Origin of the sequence: Pseudoalteromonas sp. PS1M3 (assembly GCF_016865405.1) — a bacterium.
Lineage (GTDB): Bacteria > Pseudomonadota > Gammaproteobacteria > Enterobacterales > Alteromonadaceae > Pseudoalteromonas > Pseudoalteromonas marina.
Genome location: NZ_AP022624.1, coordinates 393,660 through 415,393, shown reverse-complemented (window position 1 = coordinate 415,393; position 21,734 = coordinate 393,660). Strand labels below are relative to the sequence as shown.

General features: G+C 41.4%; 19 protein-coding genes. 2 read left to right on the top strand and 17 right to left on the bottom strand.

Annotated elements, in window-relative coordinates; all coding sequences use genetic code 11:
* Window positions 1-2: 2 nt before the first annotated feature.
* The 9 genes from hscB to prlC form a co-directional block, all read right to left on the bottom strand.
* Complete coding sequence (gene hscB, locus PS1M3_RS01915) at window positions 3-530, bottom strand: co-chaperone HscB (protein WP_203985945.1); 528 nt, start codon at window positions 528-530, stop codon at window positions 3-5.
* A gap of 75 nt (window positions 531-605) precedes the next feature.
* The gene (gene iscA, locus PS1M3_RS01910) at window positions 606-929 is read right to left on the bottom strand and encodes an iron-sulfur cluster assembly protein IscA (protein ID WP_006791976.1); all 324 of its coding nucleotides are present in this window, start codon (window positions 927-929) and stop codon (window positions 606-608) included.
* 12 nt (window positions 930-941) lie between these two features.
* Window positions 942-1,325: a Fe-S cluster assembly scaffold IscU gene (gene iscU / locus PS1M3_RS01905; protein ID WP_008131649.1), complete on the bottom strand. Its 384-nt coding sequence runs from the start codon at window positions 1,323-1,325 to the stop codon at window positions 942-944.
* A gap of 48 nt (window positions 1,326-1,373) precedes the next feature.
* Window positions 1,374-2,591, bottom strand: coding sequence for an IscS subfamily cysteine desulfurase (locus PS1M3_RS01900; protein ID WP_006791974.1), 1,218 nt, complete (start codon window positions 2,589-2,591; stop codon window positions 1,374-1,376).
* Window positions 2,592-2,615: 24 nt separating this feature from the next.
* Complete coding sequence (gene iscR / locus PS1M3_RS01895) at window positions 2,616-3,107, bottom strand: Fe-S cluster assembly transcriptional regulator IscR (protein ID WP_006791973.1); 492 nt, start codon at window positions 3,105-3,107, stop codon at window positions 2,616-2,618.
* A gap of 232 nt (window positions 3,108-3,339) precedes the next feature.
* Window positions 3,340-4,065, bottom strand: a complete 726-nt coding sequence (gene trmJ / locus PS1M3_RS01890; RefSeq protein ID WP_039036282.1) for a tRNA (cytosine(32)/uridine(32)-2'-O)-methyltransferase TrmJ — start codon at window positions 4,063-4,065, stop codon at window positions 3,340-3,342.
* A gap of 103 nt (window positions 4,066-4,168) precedes the next feature.
* Window positions 4,169-4,924 carry a class I SAM-dependent methyltransferase gene (locus tag PS1M3_RS01885; protein WP_203987248.1) on the bottom strand — a complete coding sequence of 252 codons (756 nt, stop codon included), beginning with the start codon at window positions 4,922-4,924 and terminating at the stop codon, window positions 4,169-4,171.
* A 57-nt stretch (window positions 4,925-4,981) separates the two neighbouring features.
* Window positions 4,982-6,160: a PleD family two-component system response regulator gene (locus PS1M3_RS01880; RefSeq protein WP_203985941.1), complete on the bottom strand. Its 1,179-nt coding sequence runs from the start codon at window positions 6,158-6,160 to the stop codon at window positions 4,982-4,984.
* Window positions 6,161-6,297: 137 nt separating this feature from the next.
* Window positions 6,298-8,337: an oligopeptidase A gene (gene prlC / locus PS1M3_RS01875; RefSeq protein ID WP_203985938.1), complete on the bottom strand. Its 2,040-nt coding sequence runs from the start codon at window positions 8,335-8,337 to the stop codon at window positions 6,298-6,300.
* A gap of 331 nt (window positions 8,338-8,668) precedes the next feature.
* On the opposite strand from prlC, the gene gorA reads away from it, so the two are divergent.
* Entirely contained in the window at window positions 8,669-10,030 is a 1,362-nt protein-coding gene (gene gorA, locus PS1M3_RS01870; RefSeq protein WP_203985935.1) for a glutathione-disulfide reductase, read from the top strand.
* Between the two features lie 185 nt (window positions 10,031-10,215).
* Window positions 10,216-11,070, top strand: a complete 855-nt coding sequence (locus tag PS1M3_RS01865; RefSeq protein WP_203985931.1) for a mechanosensitive ion channel family protein — start codon at window positions 10,216-10,218, stop codon at window positions 11,068-11,070.
* 52 nt (window positions 11,071-11,122) lie between these two features.
* Here the strand turns inward: PS1M3_RS01865 and tldD are convergent, their stop codons facing one another.
* The 8 genes from tldD to PS1M3_RS01825 are packed head-to-tail and all read right to left on the bottom strand — an operon-like array spanning window position 11,123 to window position 21,654.
* Complete coding sequence (tldD, locus tag PS1M3_RS01860) at window positions 11,123-12,562, bottom strand: metalloprotease TldD (protein ID WP_203985928.1); 1,440 nt, start codon at window positions 12,560-12,562, stop codon at window positions 11,123-11,125.
* On the bottom strand, window positions 12,559-13,398 hold the full coding sequence (locus tag PS1M3_RS01855) for a carbon-nitrogen hydrolase family protein (protein ID WP_203985925.1): 840 nt from the start codon (window positions 13,396-13,398) through the stop codon (window positions 12,559-12,561). The genes tldD and PS1M3_RS01855 overlap by 4 nt, the downstream gene beginning before the upstream one ends.
* On the bottom strand, window positions 13,391-17,254 hold the full coding sequence (locus PS1M3_RS01850) for a YhdP family protein (RefSeq protein ID WP_203985922.1): 3,864 nt from the start codon (window positions 17,252-17,254) through the stop codon (window positions 13,391-13,393). The genes PS1M3_RS01855 and PS1M3_RS01850 overlap by 8 nt, the downstream gene beginning before the upstream one ends.
* The gene (gene rng, locus PS1M3_RS01845; protein ID WP_203985919.1) at window positions 17,254-18,726 is read right to left on the bottom strand and encodes a ribonuclease G; all 1,473 of its coding nucleotides are present in this window, start codon (window positions 18,724-18,726) and stop codon (window positions 17,254-17,256) included. The genes PS1M3_RS01850 and rng overlap by 1 nt, the downstream gene beginning before the upstream one ends.
* Before the next feature lies 1 nt (window position 18,727).
* On the bottom strand, window positions 18,728-19,297 hold the full coding sequence (locus tag PS1M3_RS01840; protein WP_203985916.1) for a nucleoside triphosphate pyrophosphatase: 570 nt from the start codon (window positions 19,295-19,297) through the stop codon (window positions 18,728-18,730).
* Entirely contained in the window at window positions 19,297-19,776 is a 480-nt protein-coding gene (gene mreD / locus PS1M3_RS01835; RefSeq protein WP_006793123.1) for a rod shape-determining protein MreD, read from the bottom strand. The genes PS1M3_RS01840 and mreD overlap by 1 nt, the downstream gene beginning before the upstream one ends.
* Window positions 19,769-20,611: a rod shape-determining protein MreC gene (gene mreC, locus PS1M3_RS01830; RefSeq protein WP_203985912.1), complete on the bottom strand. Its 843-nt coding sequence runs from the start codon at window positions 20,609-20,611 to the stop codon at window positions 19,769-19,771. The genes mreD and mreC overlap by 8 nt, the downstream gene beginning before the upstream one ends.
* Complete coding sequence (locus PS1M3_RS01825; RefSeq protein ID WP_002958401.1) at window positions 20,611-21,654, bottom strand: rod shape-determining protein; 1,044 nt, start codon at window positions 21,652-21,654, stop codon at window positions 20,611-20,613. Before PS1M3_RS01825 ends, mreC begins: the two co-directional genes overlap by 1 nt.
* Between the last annotated feature and the right edge of the window lie 80 nt (window positions 21,655-21,734).

Here is a 21,734-nt window from a genome sequence, read left to right as displayed (position 1 = left end):
AATTAATCGTCAAATAAACTGTCTTCAATGCGTTCTAGTTCGTCACGTAATTTATAAACAAACTTCAGTTTACGAATATTATCGGCAGCTAGTTGGTACTGTTGCTCGTTGCTGCTTGCTAACTGTTCTGCAAGTTGTGCACTGTATTGCTCGTTAAGTTGTTTTATTTGTTTTTCAAAATTAGCAATGGCCGCATCCGGGTCACTCGCTGATGCAAGCTCTTCAAGTTCTTCGCGCAATTCCATTTGTTGCATTAAAAATAATGGATCTTGCAGTGTTTGTTGCTCAGCGCGAATATCAACACCCAGCTCGCTTAACATATACTCAGCACGTTTAACTGGGTGCTTAAGTGTTTGCAAGGCATCGTTAATTTCTGCAGCACTTTGCACAGACATTAACTTTTCACGGCTGCTTGCATTGGCATGGCGGTCGGGATGTACAGCACGCTGTAATTCTAAATAATTTTTATTAATCGTTGCTAAATCAATATTATAATCAACGGGCACTGCAAATAATTCAAAGTAACGCATAACTTCAACCAGTAATATTCAGAAATAACAAAGCCCTACAGTTGCAGGGCTTCAAAATACAATTACACGTAGCAATTAAACGGTAAAGCTTTCGCCACAACCACACTCGTCAGCTTGATTAGGGTTATTAAATTTAAACCCTTCATTTAAGCCTTCTTTAGTGTAGTCGAGCTCTGTGCCATCGATGTAAACTAAGCTTTTTGCGTCAACTATCAAAGTAACGCCTTTAGCCGCAAAGGTTTCATCGTCTTCGTTTAACTCGTCAACAAACTCAAGTACATAAGCAAGACCTGAACAGCCCGTCGTTTTAATGCCAACGCGCAGACCTAACCCTTTGCCGCGGTTTGCTAAAAATGATTGTACGCGGTTTGCTGCCGCATCTGTCAATGTCACTGCCATGAGTTTCTCTTCTTACTTCGCTTGTTTGCTTTTGTAGTCTGCAATTGCTGCTTGAATTGCATCTTCGGCTAAAATTGAACAGTGAATTTTCACTGGTGGTAATTCTAGCTCAGCACTGATATCCGTATTTTTGATTGTTGCTGCTTCGTCGAGTGTTTTACCTTTAACCCACTCTGTTACAAGTGAAGAAGAAGCAATTGCGCTACCACAACCATAGGTTTTGAATTTTGCATCTTCAATAACGCCTTCAGACGATACTTTAATTTGCAATTTCATTACGTCACCACATGCTGGTGCGCCTACCATACCCGTTGCCACTGACGGATCGTTTTTGTCTAGAGCACCTACGTTACGTGGGTTTTCTACGTGGTCGATTACTTTATCACTGTACGCCATAATTCTATCCTCATTACCTGCTAGGGTATGTGCTTACATCACTAAGTATTAGTGGTGAGCCCATTCAACTGAATCTAAATCAATACCTTCTTGATGCATCTCCCAAAGTGGAGACATTTCACGTAGGCGACCGATAGAGTTTTTCATTAATTCAACGGTGTAATCAATCTCTTCTTCGGTAGTAAAACGACCAATACTGAAACGAATTGAGCTGTGTGCTAATTCGTCGTTACGGCCAAGTGCACGTAAAACATAAGAAGGCTCTAAGCTTGCAGATGTACAGGCTGAACCTGACGATACCGCAATGTCTTTTACTGCCATAAGTAACGATTCACCTTCAACAAAGTTAAAACTGATGTTTACAATACCCGGTACTGATTGGTCTTGTGTGCCGTTAAAATATACTTCGTCCATATCAGCCATAATGCCGTCAATTAGGCGTTTACGTAATGCGCTGATGTGTGCAAAATCTTTTTCAAAATCTTCTTTTGCGATTCTAAATGCAGTACCCATGCCCACTAACTGGTGAGTTGCAAGTGTGCCTGAACGCATACCACGCTCATGACCGCCACCGTGCATTTGCGCTTCTAAACGAGCGCGTGGTTTACGACGAACGTAAAGCGCACCTACACCTTTAGGGCCGTATGCTTTGTGCGCAGAGAACGACATAAAATCAACTTTGAGTTGTTGTACGTCAATAAGTACTTTACCTGCACTTTGCGCAGCATCTACGTGGAACATGATTTTACGTTCACGACACATTTCGCCAATCGTCGCGATGTCTTGAATTACACCTAGCTCGTTATTCACGTGCATGATGCTGACAAGTACTGTGTCGTCACGCATTGTGTCTGCTAGCTTTTGCAGATCAAGCAAGCCATTTTCTTCAACGTCCATATAGGTTACTTCAAAACCTTGACGTTCTAATTCGCGACATGTGTCGATGACTGCTTTGTGCTCAGTTTTAGCGGTAATAACGTGCTTACCTTTCTTTTTGTAAAACTGTGCTGCACCTTTAATAGCTAGGTTATTTGATTCAGTTGCACCCGAAGTGAACACAATTTCACGTGGGTCTGCATTTACTAAATCAGCAATATCTGTACGTGCTTGGTCAACGGCTTCTTCAGCTTGCCAACCAAAACGGTGTGAACGTGATGCAGGGTTACCAAATTTACCGTCCATTGTAAGGCATTGCATCATTTCTTTAGCAACACGCTCATCAACAGGCGTGGTTGCTGCGTAATCTAAATAAATCGGTAACTTCATTTCTCTCTCCGCTGCAGGTCAACCTTAAAGTTGACAGCTTACTTGAATGTTTTCCAACTGCTTAATTGCGTTATTGATACTGTTATCTTGGCGCGATGCAATTTCTTTCACATCTGATTTTTCCACCAATTCAGCAAGGGTAATACTGTTCAAAAATTCTTCTATACGTGCGCTCAAGTCTGACCATAAATTATGGGTTAAACAGCGCATACCGCTTTGGCAGCCAGTGTTGGCGCCTTGGCAACGTGTTGCATCAACCGATTCATCAACTGCGGTAATAATGTCACCAACAGAAATAACACCGGCTTCTCGCCCTAGTAAATAGCCGCCACCAGGTCCTCGAACCGAACTTACCAAGCCATTTTTACGCAGCCGAGCAAATAATTGTTCAAGGTATGACAAAGAAATTTCTTGTCTTTGTGAAATATCAGCAAGGGCGACAGGACCAACACCTGTGTGCAGCGCAACATCAAGCATCGCTGTAACGGCATATCGGCCTTTTGATGTTAATTTCATAACGCCCCCTGCACAAAGAGTGCAAATTTTAATTACCAGAGTAAATTAGTCAAGTATTATCACTTGATAAAAATTTGATTTAAAAACATATCGCTCAAAGTGAATGTAGTTAACAAATTTTTAATACCTGACCTGTTTGGTCAAGTATTGTCTCCATTGTAATTACCTGAGTAATTTAGTCAAGTATTAGCCAGTTATTTAAACACCCGTTTATATAACTAATTGCTATACCTTACTTAGGAATCGATTTATTTATAGAGGTAAGAATACCGCGCAAAATGTTCATTTCAGCCTCTTCTGGGCGTGCACGGTTAAATAAACGACGAAGCTTTGTCATCACAATACCTGGGTGCTGTTTGATAATAAAACCTGTGTTATAAAGTGTTTCTTCTAGGTGATCGTAAAATAACTCTGTTTGTTTTGAGTTAGGGTAAACGGTGTCGTCTTGTGCTTCTTGCTTAGGTTGCTTATTTAAAAATGCCATACGTGTTTCGTAAGACAAAGTTTGCACAGCCATAGCAAGATTTAGCGAGCTATATTCTGGGTTAGCTGGAATGCATACATGGTAATTACACAGCTGTAGCTCTTCGTTAGTTAAACCACTGTTTTCACGGCCAAACACTAATGCCACAGGACCATTTTCAGCTTCTGCCACCAGCTTTTCACCACACTCGCGAGGCTCAACCATAGGCCATGAAAGCGTGCGCGAACGTGCGCTTGTACCAATGGTTAATGCACAATCAGCAATAGCGTCTTCAAGCTTATCAACAATCACTGCATTGCCTAATACATCGCTGGCACCTGCAGATAACGCACTTGCATGGCTATCAATTTCACAAGCAGGGTCAACTAAATAGAGTTTTGATAAACCCATTGTTTTCATTGCGCGAGCCGCCGAACCTATATTACCTGAGTGTGATGTGTTAACTAAAACAACGCGAATATCGTCTAAGATCATTGCTGTGCTTCTTACTAATGCCAAAAAATTGCGCGAATTCTAACATAAAAGCTTAAAAAGATCCTAGATCCTTAAACCCGATCAACACACGTAATAGGGGCCTTTAAACCATGGCTGCTTTTACATACACATCAAAACGGTTCTTTTTAGTTTTAATTTGCATACTGGGGGTTTTGTCATTTAAAAACGGGGCGTAATCAGGGCGCTTAACCACCACTCGCTTGCTAGCAAGTGGGTAGGCAAATTCAAGTAAATCATCAGCGTCGGTATCTGCACCTACTAACTCTTGAAATACGCGCATTTCTTTTTTTACTAAGGCTGACTTTTCACGGTGTGGGAACATGGGATCTAAATAAACCACATCGGGCATGCTTTCACATTGGGCAAGTAACGTGTGGCTGGAGCCAAACACTAAGCTCATATTCTCTTTCATCCAAGGGCCAATTTCACTGTCGCTGTAAGCTCTGTTTAAACCATCGGCAAGCAGTGCAGCAACCACCGGGTGGCGCTCATGTAAAATAACCTTGCACCCTAATGATGCTAATACAAAGCCATCGCGGCCCAAACCTGCGGTTGCATCAAGTACTACAGGCGTTGCCCCTTTATTAAGGCCAACCGCTTTTGCAATAGCTTGCCCCTTACCGCCACCAAATTTTCGCCTGTGAGCGGCTGCTCCGGTAACAAAATCAACATTAATGGCACCTAACTTAGGTTCATCAGTTTTAAATAAACTCAGCCCTGTATCGTCATAGTGCAGGCTAAAACCTTGGCTATTTTGTTGCCAATTTACTAAACCAAAACGCGTTTCTAATTCATTTAAATACGGGCGACACTCTTTAAAGGCACACTGAATAACCACAATACACTCCGACGATAAAATACCGTCAGAGTATATCAACCAGCGAGCTTAAGCGCACTAAAATAGCTCTATGTCAGGGTCTTGGTTATTTGCCAGCTCAATGTCTTCAACTTTATGGCGAAAACTCTGTAAAAACTCACTGCGGCTTTGTGTTACTTGCTCAAACTGATATTTTATAAACGCTAAATCGCTATTGGCAGACACCAGTAACTGCATAGTATGTTCGAGCTGCGATATACATGAATCAATATCGGCGGGGTTTAAATTATTCTTTTGAAGCTCAATGGCTGTATTTAATGCCTCTAGTTGTGCACAAAACTGCTCTGCTACATTACTTTGCGTGATATTTTGAGCATTAAACTGGCTTATTATATCTTCCAGTGCCGTGCTAATTTGTTCAGCTTGCTGGTAATTTTTTTCGTTTCTTTCCATAGTAACGACCTTTTCATTGGTAACCTCTAAAATATGAGGAAACAAATCTTTATAACGCCCATATTTTTCGCTCTCATCGACGGGCATATTTTTTACCAGCAACGATAGTTTTGGGTAATTAATGATAGTGCTCTCGCCTATATCAACAAACCGCTGTGCATCTTTATGTTGCGCCAATAACTCCTGCACTAGTGGGCATACACCACCTTGTAAGCTGTAAAATTCACTTTTATGTTGATACCAAAATACAACCACTACATCCAAATTAAGAGGAGTAAAAAACCCTAAGAAGAACTCACTCAACGTTTGTAAGCTGTTGGCATGATAACTTTGTCCAACGTAGCGCATAATTCGACCCATATCTCCCGACTCGGTCATCGCCATTGCAGCCGTTTTATTGGCTTTGTTTATGTCGCTTTCGAGTTTGACGCATTGCTGACGATACGCATAAAGTATTTTAATACGCGCCATTAGCTCCTGTGCGTTAAACGGTTTCATTATGTAGTCAGATGCACCAACGCTGTAGCCTTTCACTCGGTCGATAAGCGCTTCTTTTGAAGAGAGAAACATAACCGGAATATCTTTTGTATCGGCATTTTGTTTTATTTCTTGGCAGACTTGATAACCCGACTTACCCGGCATTTCTATGTCGAGAAGGATAATATCGGGTTTATGTTCGTTTATTAACCTTAGCCCCTCCTCGCCCTCTTTAGCATGAAGAAGTTTACAAAACCCAGCTAGAGACTCTTCAATAATGAGGTGGGTTAATTTATCGTCATCAATGGTAAGTACTAACTTTTCCATACACAAATCCGTTTAGTTGAGCATGCTTAGAGCATAGTACGGCGTGCTGAAATTACTAACGTTTATAGCCTATTATCTAAAAACAATAAAAAAGCGCCTAAAAGGCGCTTTTGTTAAATTTAATAAACGACATATTTTTAAGCTGCGATGCCGCTGTGGCGGAGTAACGCATCAACGCGTGGCTCGCGGCCTCGGAAGTTTTTAAATAATTCCATAGGCTCTTCACTGCCGCCTTTTTCTAGAATATGCTGCATGAAGGCTTGCCCTGTTTGTGGGTTAAAAATTCCTTCCTCCTCAAACTTAGCGTAAGCATCGGCCGATAATACTTCAGCCCATTTATACGAGTAATAACCGGCACTGTAGCCACCTGCAAAAATATGACTAAACCCGTGCTGAAAACGATTAAACTCTGGAGCGTGAACAACCGATGTACGACTGCGCACATCATTTAATACCGACTGAATTTGACACGGCTCGCCCGCGACATAATCGTTATGAATTTTAAAATCAAATAACGAAAACTCAATTTGACGCAGCATTTGCATGCCTGAGTTATAGTTTTTAGCGGCCAATAACTTATCAAGCAATTCTTTTGGTAATGGCTCGCCGGTTTCAAAATGGCCCGAAATAAAGCTCAACGCTTCTTCCTCGTAACACCAGTTCTCTAAGAATTGACTTGGTAGCTCTACGGCATCCCATGCTACGCCATTAATACCTGCTACGGGAGCAGCATCGACTTGAGTCAGCATGTGGTGAATACCGTGGCCAAACTCATGGAATAAAGTCGTTACTTCATTATGGGTGAACAAAGCTGGTTTATCGCCTACCGCTTTATTAAAGTTACATACTAAGTAAGCTACAGGGGTTTGTAACTCGCCATTAGCGCGTACCTTACGACCCATACAATCGTCCATCCACGCGCCACCGCGTTTGCGATCGCGTGCGTAAAGATCTAAGTAAAAACGTCCTCGTAGCGTGTTATTGCTATCAACAATTTCAAAAAAGCGCACATCTTTGTGGTATGTGTCAAAATCGGTTACTTCGTTTACGCTAATGCCAAATAAGCGGTTAACTGTTTCAAATAAGCCACTCAATACTTTATTAGCAGGAAAATAAGGACGTAGTACTTCATCTGATATTGCGTATTTTTCTTGTTTTAGTTTTTCGCCATAGTAGCCAAAGTCCCACGCTTCTAACTCTGTAATTCCGTGTTTTTGTGCTGCATACGCTCTGAGTTCTGCCACTTCTTGCTCTGCTTGCGGCTTAGATTTAGCGGCTAAATCTTCTAAGAACGAAAACACTTGCTCTGGTGTTTCAGCCATTTTTGTTGCTAATGATTTTTCAGCGTAGCTTTTAAACCCTAATAACTGCGCAAGCTCATGGCGAAGTGCAAGTTCTTCTTTCATAATGTCTGAGTTATCAAACTCACCCGCATTTGGGCCTTGATCAGATGCGCGTGTGCTAAATGCGGTATAAGTTTCTTTACGAAGTTCACGATTATCAGCGTAAGTCATAATTGGCAAGTAAGATGGAAAATCAAGCGTAAATACCCAACCGTCCAGCTCTTTACTTTTGGCTGTGTCAGAAGCAAGCGCTAGTGCAGACTCGGGGAGTCCGGCTAAATCGGCTTCATCAGTAATGTGCTTGTGCCACGCTAAAGTCGCATCCATTACATTGTTACCAAACTTTGATGAAAGCTCAGATAAACGCGCACTAATTTCGCCGTAACGCTTTTGATCTTCGCTCGCTAATGCAATACCCGACAATTTAAAGTCACGCAAGGCGTTAGTAATTGATTTTTGTTGTGCTGTGGTGAGTGTTTTAAATTCGTCACTGTTGTGCAAAGCATTATACGCTTCGTATAAACCTTGATGCTGACCAACAAACGTAGAGTACTCAGAAATAAGCGGTAAACACTGCTCGTATGCTTCACGCAGTTCGTCGTTATTCATAACAGAATTTAAATGAGAAACAGGCGAAAATAGTCGCGATAGTTTATCGTCGGCCTCTTCAAGTGGTAACACTAAGTCATCCCACGTGTATGACTTTTTCGCGAGTACGTCATCGATGGCTTTTCGACAATTTGCTATTCCGTCTTTAAGTGCCGGTACTACAAATTCAGGCTTAATTTTAGAAAATGGTGGTAAGCCTTCAAGGCCAATTAGTGGGTTGCTCATAAATACTCTCTTTGCGTTAATGCATTTCATTTTTAGATTGGGTCTAAAAGTTAAAAAACAACATACTTTTACTAATCTAGCTATTCGAAAGCCATTAATAACTACTTTTAGGCTCTGTAATAATGAAATGCCTACAGGTAATGCAATCTAAAGCGAGCCCGGTTACGTACTGCAGATATTCTGTTTGGTACTGACTTAACGTATCGCTTTATATCGATAAGGCTGTAAATGTGAATGTTTTTTTACTCAACATAGGTCATCTAAACACTCTTTATTTTTAAAACTTAATGTTATGCTTATGCGCATAAAACTCAACGCCTAAGGACTTAAAATGACACAACACTTTGATTATATTGCAATTGGCGGTGGCAGCGGTGGCATTGCTTCTGCAAACAGAGCTGCAATGCGCGGTGCTAAAGTGGCACTTATTGAAGCAAAACACATGGGTGGTACCTGTGTAAACGTAGGCTGTGTGCCTAAAAAGGTTATGTGGCACGGCGCACAAGTAGCCGAAGCAATTAACTTATATGCACCCGATTACGGTTTTAACGTTGAGGTAAAAGACTTTAATTGGAGTAAGCTAGTAGAAAGTCGTGAAGCCTATATTGGCCGAATTCATAAAGGGTACGACAACGGTTTAGCAAGTAATGGCGTTACCGTTATTAAAGGCTTTGCTACCTTTATTGACAGCAAAACAGTAGAAGTAAATGGTGAACACTACACCGCCGATCATATTTTAGTGGCTGTAGGCGGGCGCCCTACTATTCCAAACATTCCGGGCGCTGAGCATGGTATTGATTCAAATGGCTTTTTTGAACTTAATGAACAACCTAAACGCGTAGCTGTAATCGGTGCAGGTTACATTGCCGTAGAAATTGCAGGTGTATTACATAGTTTAGGCACAGAAACACATTTATTCGTGCGTAAAAGTAAGCCTCTGCGTACATTTGACCCTTATATTATCGACACGCTCGTCGATATTATGGCTAAAGAAGGCCCGACTCTTCATACTGAATGCTCCCCTAAAGAAGTAATCAAAGAAAGTGACGGCAGTTTAACTATTCATTTTGAAAACGGTTACAGCCAAAATGTTGATCAGGTTATTTGGGCAATTGGCCGCACACCTACAACAGACAGGATAAATCTTGCGGCAGCCGGTGTAGAAGTAAATGAAAGCGGTTATGTAAAAGTAGATGAATACCAAAATACGACTGCTAAAAACGTTTATGCAGTGGGTGATATTATTGAAGGCGGTATTGAGCTTACTCCTGTGGCAGTTAAAGCAGGCCGCACGTTATCAGAACGCTTATTTAATAAAGCACTCCCTGATGATTTAAAAATGGATTACAGCCTAGTACCAACAGTCGTATTTAGTCATCCGCCTATCGGCACTATTGGTTTAACCGAGCAAGAAGCGATTTCTCAGTACGGCGCAGAAAACGTAAAAGTGTATAAATCAAGCTTTGCAGCTATGTACACAGCGGTAACTCAGCACCGCCAAGCATGCAACATGATGCTAGTTTGTGCAGGAGAAGACGAAAAAGTAGTTGGCTTACATGGCCTTGGTTTTGCCGTTGATGAAATGATTCAGGGTTTTGCCGTAGCAATGAAAATGGGCGCAACTAAAGCTGACTTTGACGCTGTTGTTGCACTGCACCCAACAGGATCTGAAGAGTTTGTTACTATGCGCTAAGTTATTTAAGCTAAACTCTGGATAATAAATCACTTAATCAGAGTTCAGGTTATTTACTAATTTAACAACTTTAAGCCCCTTACACATACGTGCAAAGGGGCTTTTTATTAAGGTTAAATTTGCTTATTAGCTAAATAACTCAATATACTAGCGTGTGTTTATCAACATACCTACAACTGGATATTATGATTACTGATATATTGCTACACCCGTTTCTTGTTTCAATTGTTATGCTTAGTTTTGCACTAGGATTAAAAGTACTTGTTGATAAATTAGCGAGAAACCGCGCAGAAAAAAAAGACAAAGATATTCGCTACATTGCACATAACATTAAGCATTTTATTAATTTTGTGTTGGTGCTGTCGCTGTTGTTTGTGTGGTCGACTGAAATTCAAAATTTTGCGTTATCTATTGCGGCCTTTGCGGTTGCCATTGTTTTAGCTACGCGCGAGTTTATTCAATGCGTTATTGGCTTTTTTTACTTAGTCACCACACGCCCATTTAGAGTCGGCGACTGGGTGCAAGTCGGTGAATATTATGGTGAAGTAGCAGAAACAGACTGGATAAAAACAACCATGCATGAAATCGACATGCATACTTATCAGTTTTCTAGAAAAACGATTTACATACCTAATAACAAACTCATCACCAGCCCAATTAAAAATCTAAATTATGTAAAACGCTTTGCAACACATAGCTTTTCTATTGTTCGAAAAGAGAGCTTTAACCCTTACCCAATTTACGACACGCTCTCGGTAAAAGCTAAAATGTACTGTGAAGAGTTTGAAGAGCTCGCCACTCGTTATAACTCGATTATTGAGCGAAAACTAGATGCAAAAATATCGGGCCCAGCACCAGAAATACATTTTGGGACAACCGAATTGGGTGAGTTTAGAGCCCGCTTTACGCTATTTTGCCCAACCGAGCAGGCACTGGACATAGAGCATAAACTCACTGAGTGTTTTATGGCGCTATGGTATGAAGAAGAAATGAAGCATAAAATTGCATTCAGCGAAGTAAATAACCAAGTAACTAACTGATAAAGTGGCTAGGCGCGAACGGTTTCGCGCCTAAATTTTAGCGTTTAGACCTTTAAGCTGTTCCACCTACCGTTAGCTGATCAATTTTAAGGCTCGGTTGCCCTACGCCAACCGGAACACTTTGCCCATCTTTACCACACACGCCAACACCTTTATCAAGTGCTAAGTCGTTACCTACCATTGAAATATGCTGCATGACTTCAGGGCCATTACCAATTAGGGTTGCGCCTTTGATTGGCTGTGTAATTTTACCGTTTTCAATTAAGTACGCTTCTGATGCACTAAATACAAATTTACCCGAGGTAATATCAACCTGCCCGCCACCAAAGTTAGGTGCAAACACGCCTTTTTTAACGCTACTGATAATATCGGCTTGGCTATGCTCGCCACCTAACATATAGGTATTTGTCATACGTGGCATAGGTAAATGAGCATACGACTCACGACGTGCATTACCGGTTGGGTTTACCCCCATTAAACGTGCGTTTAGCTTATCCTGCATGTAACCTTTTAAAATGCCGTTTTCGATAAGCACATTATAAGCAGCAGGCGTGCCTTCATCATCTACGTTTAGAGAGCCGCGACGATCGGCCATGGTGCCATCATCAACGACGGTACATAGCTCAGAAGCCACTTTTTGCCCTACTTTGCCACTAAACGCTGATGCGCCTTTACGGTTAAAGTCGCCTTCAAGGCCATGGCCTACCGCTTCGTGTAAAAGTACACCTGGCCAACCATTTCCTAATACCACTTCCATAGTGCCAGCTGGCGCGTCAATAGCTTCTAGGTTGACTTTAGCTTGGCGTACAGCTTCTTGTGCAAACTCCATCCAACGTGGTTTACCGTTTACCAGCTCTTTAAAATAGCCGTAATCTAAACGAGCACCGCCACCTGCGCCACCGCGCTCACGACGACCATTTTTTTCAAGCAATACTGAACAGTTTAAACGAATAAGCGGGCGAATATCGGTCGCAAATGTACCGTCACTGGCCGCAATTAATACTTCTTCGTATACTGCTGACATAGAGCTAATTACTTGCTCAGCGTCGGGTGCCAATTCTCGAATGTAGTTTTCAAGCTCGCGTAATAAACTCACTTTATCGCTATCGCTCATACTTGAGATTGGTTGATGTGGCGCAAATTGCATTTTTGCTGATACATCACTAAATACTTTAATGGTTTTATCTTCACCTGAATCGGCAATACTGCGAGCTGCTGTAGCGGCTTTGTTTAGCGCTTCTAAGTTGATAGCATCCGAATATGAAAAACCTGTTTTCTCGCCGCTTACTGCACGTACGCCAACTCCGCGCTCAACATTGTATGAGCCCTCTTTTACTAAGCCATCTTCCAGTACCCACGACTCGTGATGACTCGATTGAAAGTATAAATCGGCGTAATCTACTTTGTGCTGATGTATGTAAGCGAGCGTTTTTTCGAGCTCTTCTCTATTTAGTTGGCTGTCGTGTAATAAATGCTGTTCAACCGAATTCATAATAAATGCTCTCTAAATCGTTGATGAGACTGCACAGGCATATCTCGTCTAATTTTTTGTAACGGCTCTAAATCAGCGTTAGCGCTAATAAAACCTGTACCGCTGGGTAAATTACTTAAAGTATTACCCCAGGGTGAAATAATAATACTGTGGCCATATGTTTGGCGGCCATTTTCATGTGTGCCGTATTGGGCTGCAGCAACCACATAACATTGGGTTTCTATCGCTCGCGCCGCTAATAATGGTTGCCAGTGTGCTTGACCAGTCACCATTGTAAATGCACTTGGCACTAAAATAACTTCAGCACCTTTACGTGCAAGCGCATTAAATAAGGCACTAAAACGCAGATCATAACACACTGTTAGACCTAGTTTACCAAAGGGAGATTCAACCACAACCACATCACTACCTGCTTGGGTAAAATCAGATTCGCGGTAACTCCCTGTCTTATCATCAACGTTTACATCAAATAGATGTATTTTATTATACGTTGCGATGCACTCACCTTGATTATTATATAAATGTGAGGCGGCATAATATTTAGTATTATTGTATGGCTCTAGTATTGTGCCTGCGTTTAACCAAATATTATGGTGTTTACATAATTGGCTTATTTGACGTTTGTATTGCTCAATGTGCTTAGCTGTTGAGAGCGTATCGTGACCGCTTTTGCTAAACACTAAAAAGGCCTCAGGGAGACATACAAGCAATGGCCGTGTTGCGGGAAGTGTGTTTAATGCTTTTTTAAGTTCTGCAATATTGTCGTCAGCATTTAGACCAGAACACATTTGTAAAGCAACTATATTGTGGTTATTAGGGGTCGCTAAATTAGTCATTAGTTGCGGCTACTTCAGCATCTTTAAGTTTTAAATCGACTGAAGCTTGAGGCTGGTTTTGCGCCGCTTGTGGTAATGTAACTTCACGGCTTTTACGGTCGAGCTCCTGAACAACAGGCTCACTCATGGTGCCAGTCACTTTAAAGTTAATTTCAGAAATTACACGCGCAGAGTGTATTACTTTATCTAGTGCCAATGCTGCTAGCCCTGTCACTGGGTTTACCATCCACGCTACAATAACGGGAATACTTGAGGTGACCTGCGGTGCAACAGCGAGATCGTAGTTGATATCAAGCGTATTTAAATTTGCGTAGCCTTTAATGGTTAAATCAGCCGGAACGCCATCCATCTTAGTGTCTTTTGTATAAGCGATACCGTTCTCTAATTGCATAGAACCTTGCATGCTGTTGTAGAAAAACCCTTTTGAAAATACGTCTCTAAAATCAAGTTTTAGTTTTCGCACCAACGAATCTAAGCTCAACAACGAAAAAACCCGTGCGCCACCATCACTAATTTCAGTTAGGTGCCCTTCTCCTAAATCCCAATCAATTTCACCACTGAGGCTCGGAACATCAAATGAGTAAGGTGCGGCTTGCCAAGCAAGATTGTAATTTATAGTGGCCTTAGAGCCCTTAATAGCCGTGGTAATATCAAACTCATCAAACAACGCGCCTATATCATCACTTTTAACTTCACCGCTTAACTGTGTGGAGCCATCTTTCCATTGCCCTTTCGTGCGCAAAATATGATCGCCTTTATCAACAACCAACTCAGAAATAACCAAACGTTTACCGTCACCAAGTAACGAGGCACTTACTTTATCTAATTGATAGTTGGTAATTTTACAATCTGCACATTCAAACTCTATAGCTGGTAAGTTCGTCAGCCACGTTAAATCGGTGTCAGGGTCTGCTTTTGCAGCCTCAGTGATAGGCGCTTCAATTTGCTCTGCAAAATTAACCCGTAAATAATCTGCGTTAACTCTAATTGGCTGGCTGCGCTGCGAGATAGGAATAAATACACCTGCGCGCAGTTCTTTGGCGTTTAATTTTAAATACACATTGCTTTGCTCAGGAGCTAGGCGCATTTCAAAATCATTAAACACCATACTACTAATATCGAGCATGCCAATATTTGCGACTATCTCATTAAGTGGTGGCATGATACCTTGTGATTCAGGATCATCCTCATTTTGAGCCGCGCTAATTATTTGATCAATAAGATCAACCCAAGGTACAAGTTCGGTTTGCTCTAGGTTTATTGAAACGCTTAAGTCTTGTGAATTTAACCCTAAATCTTGCTTACCTATAACAAAATGCGCATTACTAAATTGCGATTTTCCATTTTCTAATATTGCATTAAAATAAAACTGCTTATTTATCTGTGCAGTTATAAGGTTTGAAATGTCATCGCCTTGAACAACCGCATCAAGAACCCACGGTTGTGTCTCGGCTTTTTTGTATGGTGCTGGCAATTTACTTGTTAACCCAACAAGGTCAGATTTAACCTGTGCACGATAATTAAACCCTTGCTCGGTAAAATTAAGCACTAGTCCAATATCAACTGCACTTTGCCCTACTAGTGACCCTTTTAAAATACCTTGCCCGCTATCGATTAAAGTATTGGCATCAAGTTGTGCATTAATATCTATGTTTGCTTTGTAGTCACTCGCTTCACTTTGGCTGTTGTAATTAATTGCCAGCGGCATCCCAAGCCATGTAGCGGTGGCATTTTTAAGTTCGATATTATCGTTTTTAAAGTTAAGCACGCCAGTTAAGTTATTTAACGCAATACCGGGTGTGGCAATAAATACGGGTAAATCATCTAGCTTGACAGTGCCGCTAACACTTGCACCACCTTCAAACTTTGAACCTACCAGTAACTCAATGCTGGCATCGGCTTCACCTTGGCCTTGTATTACCTCAAAAATATCAGCTAACGGGCTCGCAATGGGCGTGGCTTTAAAAAAGGTGTACAGGTTTTCCATCGGTGCTTTTTTATCTATTTGCACCACCAGCTCATCGGCATTCATTAAATCATTAATGCTAACTTTAACGCTATTACCCACATCTAAATTAACCAAAGAGCCTTGTTGGCTGTAAATGTCCATGCGTTCATTAGCAAAATGTAGCTTTACCTTTGCACCTGTTACTGCTGGCCACTGCGGGTCGAACTGGTACGTGGCATTGTCAATTTGAGCAAGTACATCAAATTGCCCTGAGCCATCTTTAAATGGAAATCCTGATAACGGACCTGCAAATAGAACCTGCGCTTTTGATATTTCGCCGCCTTTTATAGCCCCGTTTAGGTAGCTAACTAATTCTGGGCTCATCGCTTTTAACGGAAAATAATGACCGGCAATACTGGCATCCTCTGCAAATGCCTCTGCGTATAAATCAAGACGCGGTGTATCACCAAAGCTCAGCTGCATTTCTGCGGCTAGCGTTATCTCATTATTATCAAACCAAATATTATCACTGCTAATACGCCAGTTATTATTTTGCTTTGCGAGGTCTAATTCTATATTGAGCTGGTTATAATTAATATTGTCACTAAAACTATCGCCAGTTATTAAAGTGCCATTTTCGCCAAATAAGCTGATACGGCCTTTATCTTGATTTAATAAACCGCTTACGCGTAAACCTTGCGCAGCAGGCACTGAATTAAGCTCTTGCCAGCCTATGTTATTGGCGTTAAACCATACTTGCCACTGCTGGTTACTCTCGTAATTAACGTACGCCTGCTGTATTTGACCACTTGGTTTGCGTTTTAAAAACGGGTCGAGAGAGTCAAAATTTGTCAGCGCTGCCAAGTTAGCCAGTAGCGCTATATCTATTTGATTTAACCAAATTTGATTATTTTCACCAAGTTGAGCCTCAAACTCTAAGCTTGGCCATGTCGTATTATTGTTATTAAACGCTAAACCAGTGCTTTTTAAAAACCAATTACCTTGCTCGGGATAAAGATGAAAGCCACCTTCACTTAAACTAACTTGCTGGCTTTGAGATTCATTAAACCAAGTAACAGAACTAGGTAGCCACTGCATTTTTATATCGTCAATTAGGCCTTTTTCAATTTTTAGCCAAGCTTGTAAATTGATATCGCTAGTTAATTGTTGTTTTTCAGTATTTATATATTGCGCCAACCAATTAGAGACATCCACCTTATTGGCTTGGACATACATATTGCCAGCAACTTCTTCTAAGCTTTCACCTTTGAGAGCAATGCGTGCATCAAAGGTACCTACTGTGATGCCTGGTAAAGCTAATGTTCCGCTACCTAAATGTTGAGACTCTTCATTTTGCCAAATGATATTTTCAAGCAGGAGTTTTCGCTCTTTGTTATCGTCTAACACAAAATTAATACTGGAGTTTTCTATTGCAAAATGACCGGTATTACCTAAAAACAGCCCTTCTATAAGCTCTTTTTGCTCAAACGAAACATCATCTTGGTTACCGCTTTCAAACAGGTCTGCCACGTTTACCGTGGTATGAAAGCCATTTATAACAAAGTAGTTAGACTTTAATTGCAGGGTTTTAATGCTTTCCCATAAATTAAGCTCTAAGCTGGTTTTTGCAATAGTGAGGGAAATTGGCGCAGTTTCGTTGTCTTTAAACGATAGATCTTCAAGCACAAGGGCTGGGCCATTTCCCTGCCAGCTTGCTGAAATAGCGCCAATAGACAAACTAATAGCAAACTTTTCGTCTAGGTAGGTTTCTATATCACCTTTGTAATCATTTGCGTAAGGGAGTGTGTACTTTAATATTGAAACAATAACGGCCAGTAATACTAAAATTATGGCGCAGGTTTGCCATAACTTTCTAAAACAAAAAAAACAGACCGCTTTTGCATTCATTACATCATTACCACATCAAACTGTTCTTGGCTGTATAAGCTTTCTGTTTGTATGTGTACTTGCTTACCTATAAATAGTTCAAGCTCAGCAAGATTGTGGTATTCATCATTAAGTAAGGCTTCACTTACTGCTGGGGCTGCATAAACCATAAATTTATCGGCTGCGTAGGCGCGGTTTACGCGAACAATTTCACGTAATATTTCGTAGCATACCGTTTCGACTGTTTTTTGTGAGCCACGCCCTGAACATGCCGGGCATACATCACATAAAATATGCTCTAAGCTTTCGCGGGTGCGTTTTCGGGTCATTTCAACTAGCCCAAGTGCCGACAAACCATTGATATTTGTTTTAGTGCGATCTTTAGCTAGCGCCGATTCTAGCGAGTGTAATACACGACTTTTATGCTCTTCGCTGACCATATCGATAAAGTCGATAATAATTATTCCACCTAAATTACGAAGTCTTAACTGGCGCGCAATGGCCGACGTTGCCTCGACATTAGTGTTAAAAATAGTCTCTTCTAAATTACGATGGCCGACAAACGCACCGGTGTTTACGTCAACCGTAGTCATCGCTTCTGTTTGATCAATAATGATGTACCCGCCTGACTTTAACGTGACTTTGCGATGCAGCGCTTTTTGCACTTCGTTTTCTACATCGAATAGGTCAAATATAGGTCGTTCACCCGGGTAGTACTCGAGTACCTGTGAAAGTTGCGGCACAAATTCTTCGGTAAATACTTTTAGCTCTTGGTAGGTAAGCTTTGAGTCAACACGAATACGCTCCATATCTTCACCTACGTAATCACGCAGTGTTCTAAAGGCAAGCGTGAGGTCTTCATGTAATATGGTTGCTTTACTGGTTTTTTTACGACGTGCGGTTATTTTTTCCCATAATTTTCTTAAAAAACCAGCGTCATGTCTTAACTCTGCTTCGCTTGCGCCTTCAGCCGCGGTACGTACTATAAAACTGCCATTTTCATCGCCATATTCAGCAACAATTTTTTTAAGTCGAGATCGCTCTTCTTCAGTTTCTATCCGTTGGCTTACACCAACATGCGTTGCGTCTGGCATAAATACTAAGTAGCGAGATGGAATAGTGATGTCGGTAGTGAGTCTCGCGCCTTTCGTGCCTAATGGATCTTTAACCACTTGCACCATAATGTATTGACCTTGGCGCACTAACTCTCGTATATCTTGCACTTTCTTTATTGGTACGTCGTCAACACCTTCAACAATGGAGGCACTGTTTACTATGTCTGATGCATGTAAAAATGCGGCTTTTTCTAAGCCAATATCAACAAAAGCGGCCTGCATTCCAGGTAAAACGCGGCTTATTTTTCCTAGATAAATATTGCCAACAATGCCTAGGTTACCAATTCGTTCTAACTGAATCTCTTGAAGCACACCGTTTTCGATTAGGGCAACACGACTTTCACTCGGTGTTACGTTGATCAGTAATTCTGTACTCATGCTACCCTCTTAAAAATGCGTGTAATAATTGTTCAGTCTCATATAAAGGTAAACCGACAACACTAAAATAGCTACCCGCAATATGTGTAACAAAGCGACCACCTAGCCCCTGAATACCATAACCACCGGCTTTATCTTGCGGCTCACCACTTTGCCAGTAGGCTTTAATCTCTTCATCGCTCAGTTTTTTAAATGTCACATCGGTACTGATAACTTGGCTAAGCACTTTATCTTCAGTCGCAAAAGCAATAGCGGTTAGTACATGGTGAGTGTTTCCAGACAAGCGTTTAAGTGTATGCGTAAAATCGGCTTCATCGCGTGGTTTACACAACGATTCATTATCAATAACAACTACTGTGTCACTACCTAGTACTGGCCGGTCTGTGTAACCAAGCTTGACACCTGAGCAAGCTTTTAGCCTCGCTAAGCGCTCTACATAGGCATGAGGAAGTTCATTAGGGAGTTGGCTCTCGTCTGCATCAACACTAAATTGCGAAAATTCGATACCAAGTTGAGCCAATAGCTCTTTACGACGAGGAGAAGCTGATGCCAGATATACGGCAGTATTCATTATCTGATCCTAAAATGTCTGCGGTATTTACGAAGTAATAAAAACACCCAAAACCAACTAATCATGCCAGTAAATACCGGCCATAAGTATTGTGGGTTGAAGTAAACACCAAGCAAAAAATGGTTTAGCCAAAACTGCATTAAATGATACAGCGTTAAAAACAAACCAATTAACAAACTTTGCTGCCAAAGCGAGAAGTTACGAATTTTTTGAAAGTTACTTGCGGTAATAAATATACATACCGAAAATGTCAGCGAGTTAACACCTAAAGGTGAGCCTGACGCTAAATCAATGAGTAAACCGACCACCCAAGCAGTACCAATATTCAACCGGTGTGGCACGGCCAATGACCAATACATAAGTACTAATAAGACCCAATCCGGTCTAAATGGTTCAAACGAAAATGGCAACGGCATTAGCGCCATAATTAAAGCAAAAAATATGCTCAGCGCAATTAACAATGAATAACGGTTAATCATCGTTTATTTGCTCCTGCTGACTGCGCCATAAAATTACAAGTAAGCGAATACGGTCAAGCAACGCAATAGGCTCTGCATATACTTGTGCAAATGGACGACCTTCATCTCGGTTAATTTCTGTCACAATGGCGACAGGGTACCCCTCAGGAAATGTGCCCCCAAGCCCTGAAGTCACTAATACATCACCAATACGCACATCTAAGCTGTGTGGAACATGCGAAAGCTTAACCACATTAATTTTACCAATGCCTTCAACTACGGTTCGTACGTCGTTTCTAAGTATGCGCACAGGTGTTGCGTGAGTTGTATCGGTCATCAATAATACGCGCGACGTAGTGGAACCTACTTTAGTAAGCTGCCCTACCACCCCCATTTCGTCTATTACAGCTTGTCCTTCGCTTATGCCGTCTGTAGTACCACGGTTAATAACAACTTGATGACTGTAGGGGTTTGAGTGAACCGATAATACTTGTGCAATAATTTTACGATTAGATTGTTTTGCTGACGAACCAAGTAATGCACGTAACTTTTGGTTTTCTCTGGCTAAAAATTGGTACTGTTGCAGCTGCTCACTTTGTAGCATTTGCTTTTTTTTCAGTGCTTCGTTTTCAGTAAGGAGTTGGTCTCGCGTGTGTAAGCTTTTAGCACCAATGCTAAATAACTCATAAGGTAAGTTGGCAACATAAATAAGCGGGCTAACCAGTGTATTTAAACCGGTGCGCACAACGGTTCCACCTTCTGTGTACCTATCTCCAGCTATGAGTACGATACTCAAAAGCACTGCGACAAAAAGTCGCAGTTGCAAAGAGACAGTGCGCCCAAACATTAATTTCATTAGTCGTAACTAAAAACGTCACCACCGTGAACATCAATCATTTCTAATGCTTTACCGCCGCCACGTGCTACACACGTTAATGGGTCGTCAGCAACAACAACAGGAATGCCTGTTTCTTCCATTAATAAGCGATCTAAATCTTTTAATAGTGCACCACCGCCAGTCAGTACCATACCGTGCGCAGAAATATCTGATGCAAGCTCTGGTGGTGATTGCTCAAGGGCAACCATTACTGCACTTACAATACCCATTAGAGGCTCTTGAAGCGCTTCTAAGATTTCATGTGAGTTAAGCGTAAATGAACGTGGAACACCTTCAGCTAGGTTACGGCCACGTACTTCGATTTCAATTGGCTCATCTGTTTTAAACGCAGAACCAATTTGGTGCTTAATGTTTTCAGCGGTTGCTTCACCAATTAAACTACCAAAGTTACGGCGTACATAGTTAATAATAGCTTCGTCAAATTTATCGCCACCAATACGTACTGATGATGAGTAAACAACACCATTTAGTGAAATAATAGCAACTTCAGTTGTACCACCACCAATATCAACAACCATAGAGCCTGTTGCTTCTGATACCGGTAAACCCGCACCAATTGCCGCAGCCATTGGTTCTTCAATTAGGTAAACTTCTCGAGCGCCAGCGCCCATTGCAGATTCACGAATTGCGCGTTTTTCTACTTGCGTTGCACCACATGGTACACAAATAAGTACGCGCGGACTTGGGCGCATAAAGTTATTGTTATGCACTTGCTTGATGAAGTGTTGTAACATTTTTTCTGTTACATAAAAGTCAGCAATTACACCGTCTTTCATTGGGCGGATTGCTTTAATATTACCCGGCGTACGACCTAGCATCTGTTTTGCTTCGGTACCTACCGATGCAACACTTTTAGGGCCACCAGCACGCTCTTGACGGATAGCAACAACTGAAGGCTCGTTTAGAACAATACCTTCTTCTTTTACATAAATTAGGGTATTGGCTGTACCCAAGTCGATCGACAGATCGTTAGAAAAAATACCACGGAGTTTTTTAAACATGAGGCTGGATGACCTTTGAAATACGTTCTTATATTAGCTACCTCACTTTAACATGCTCATTTTGATGAGCAATATAAAGT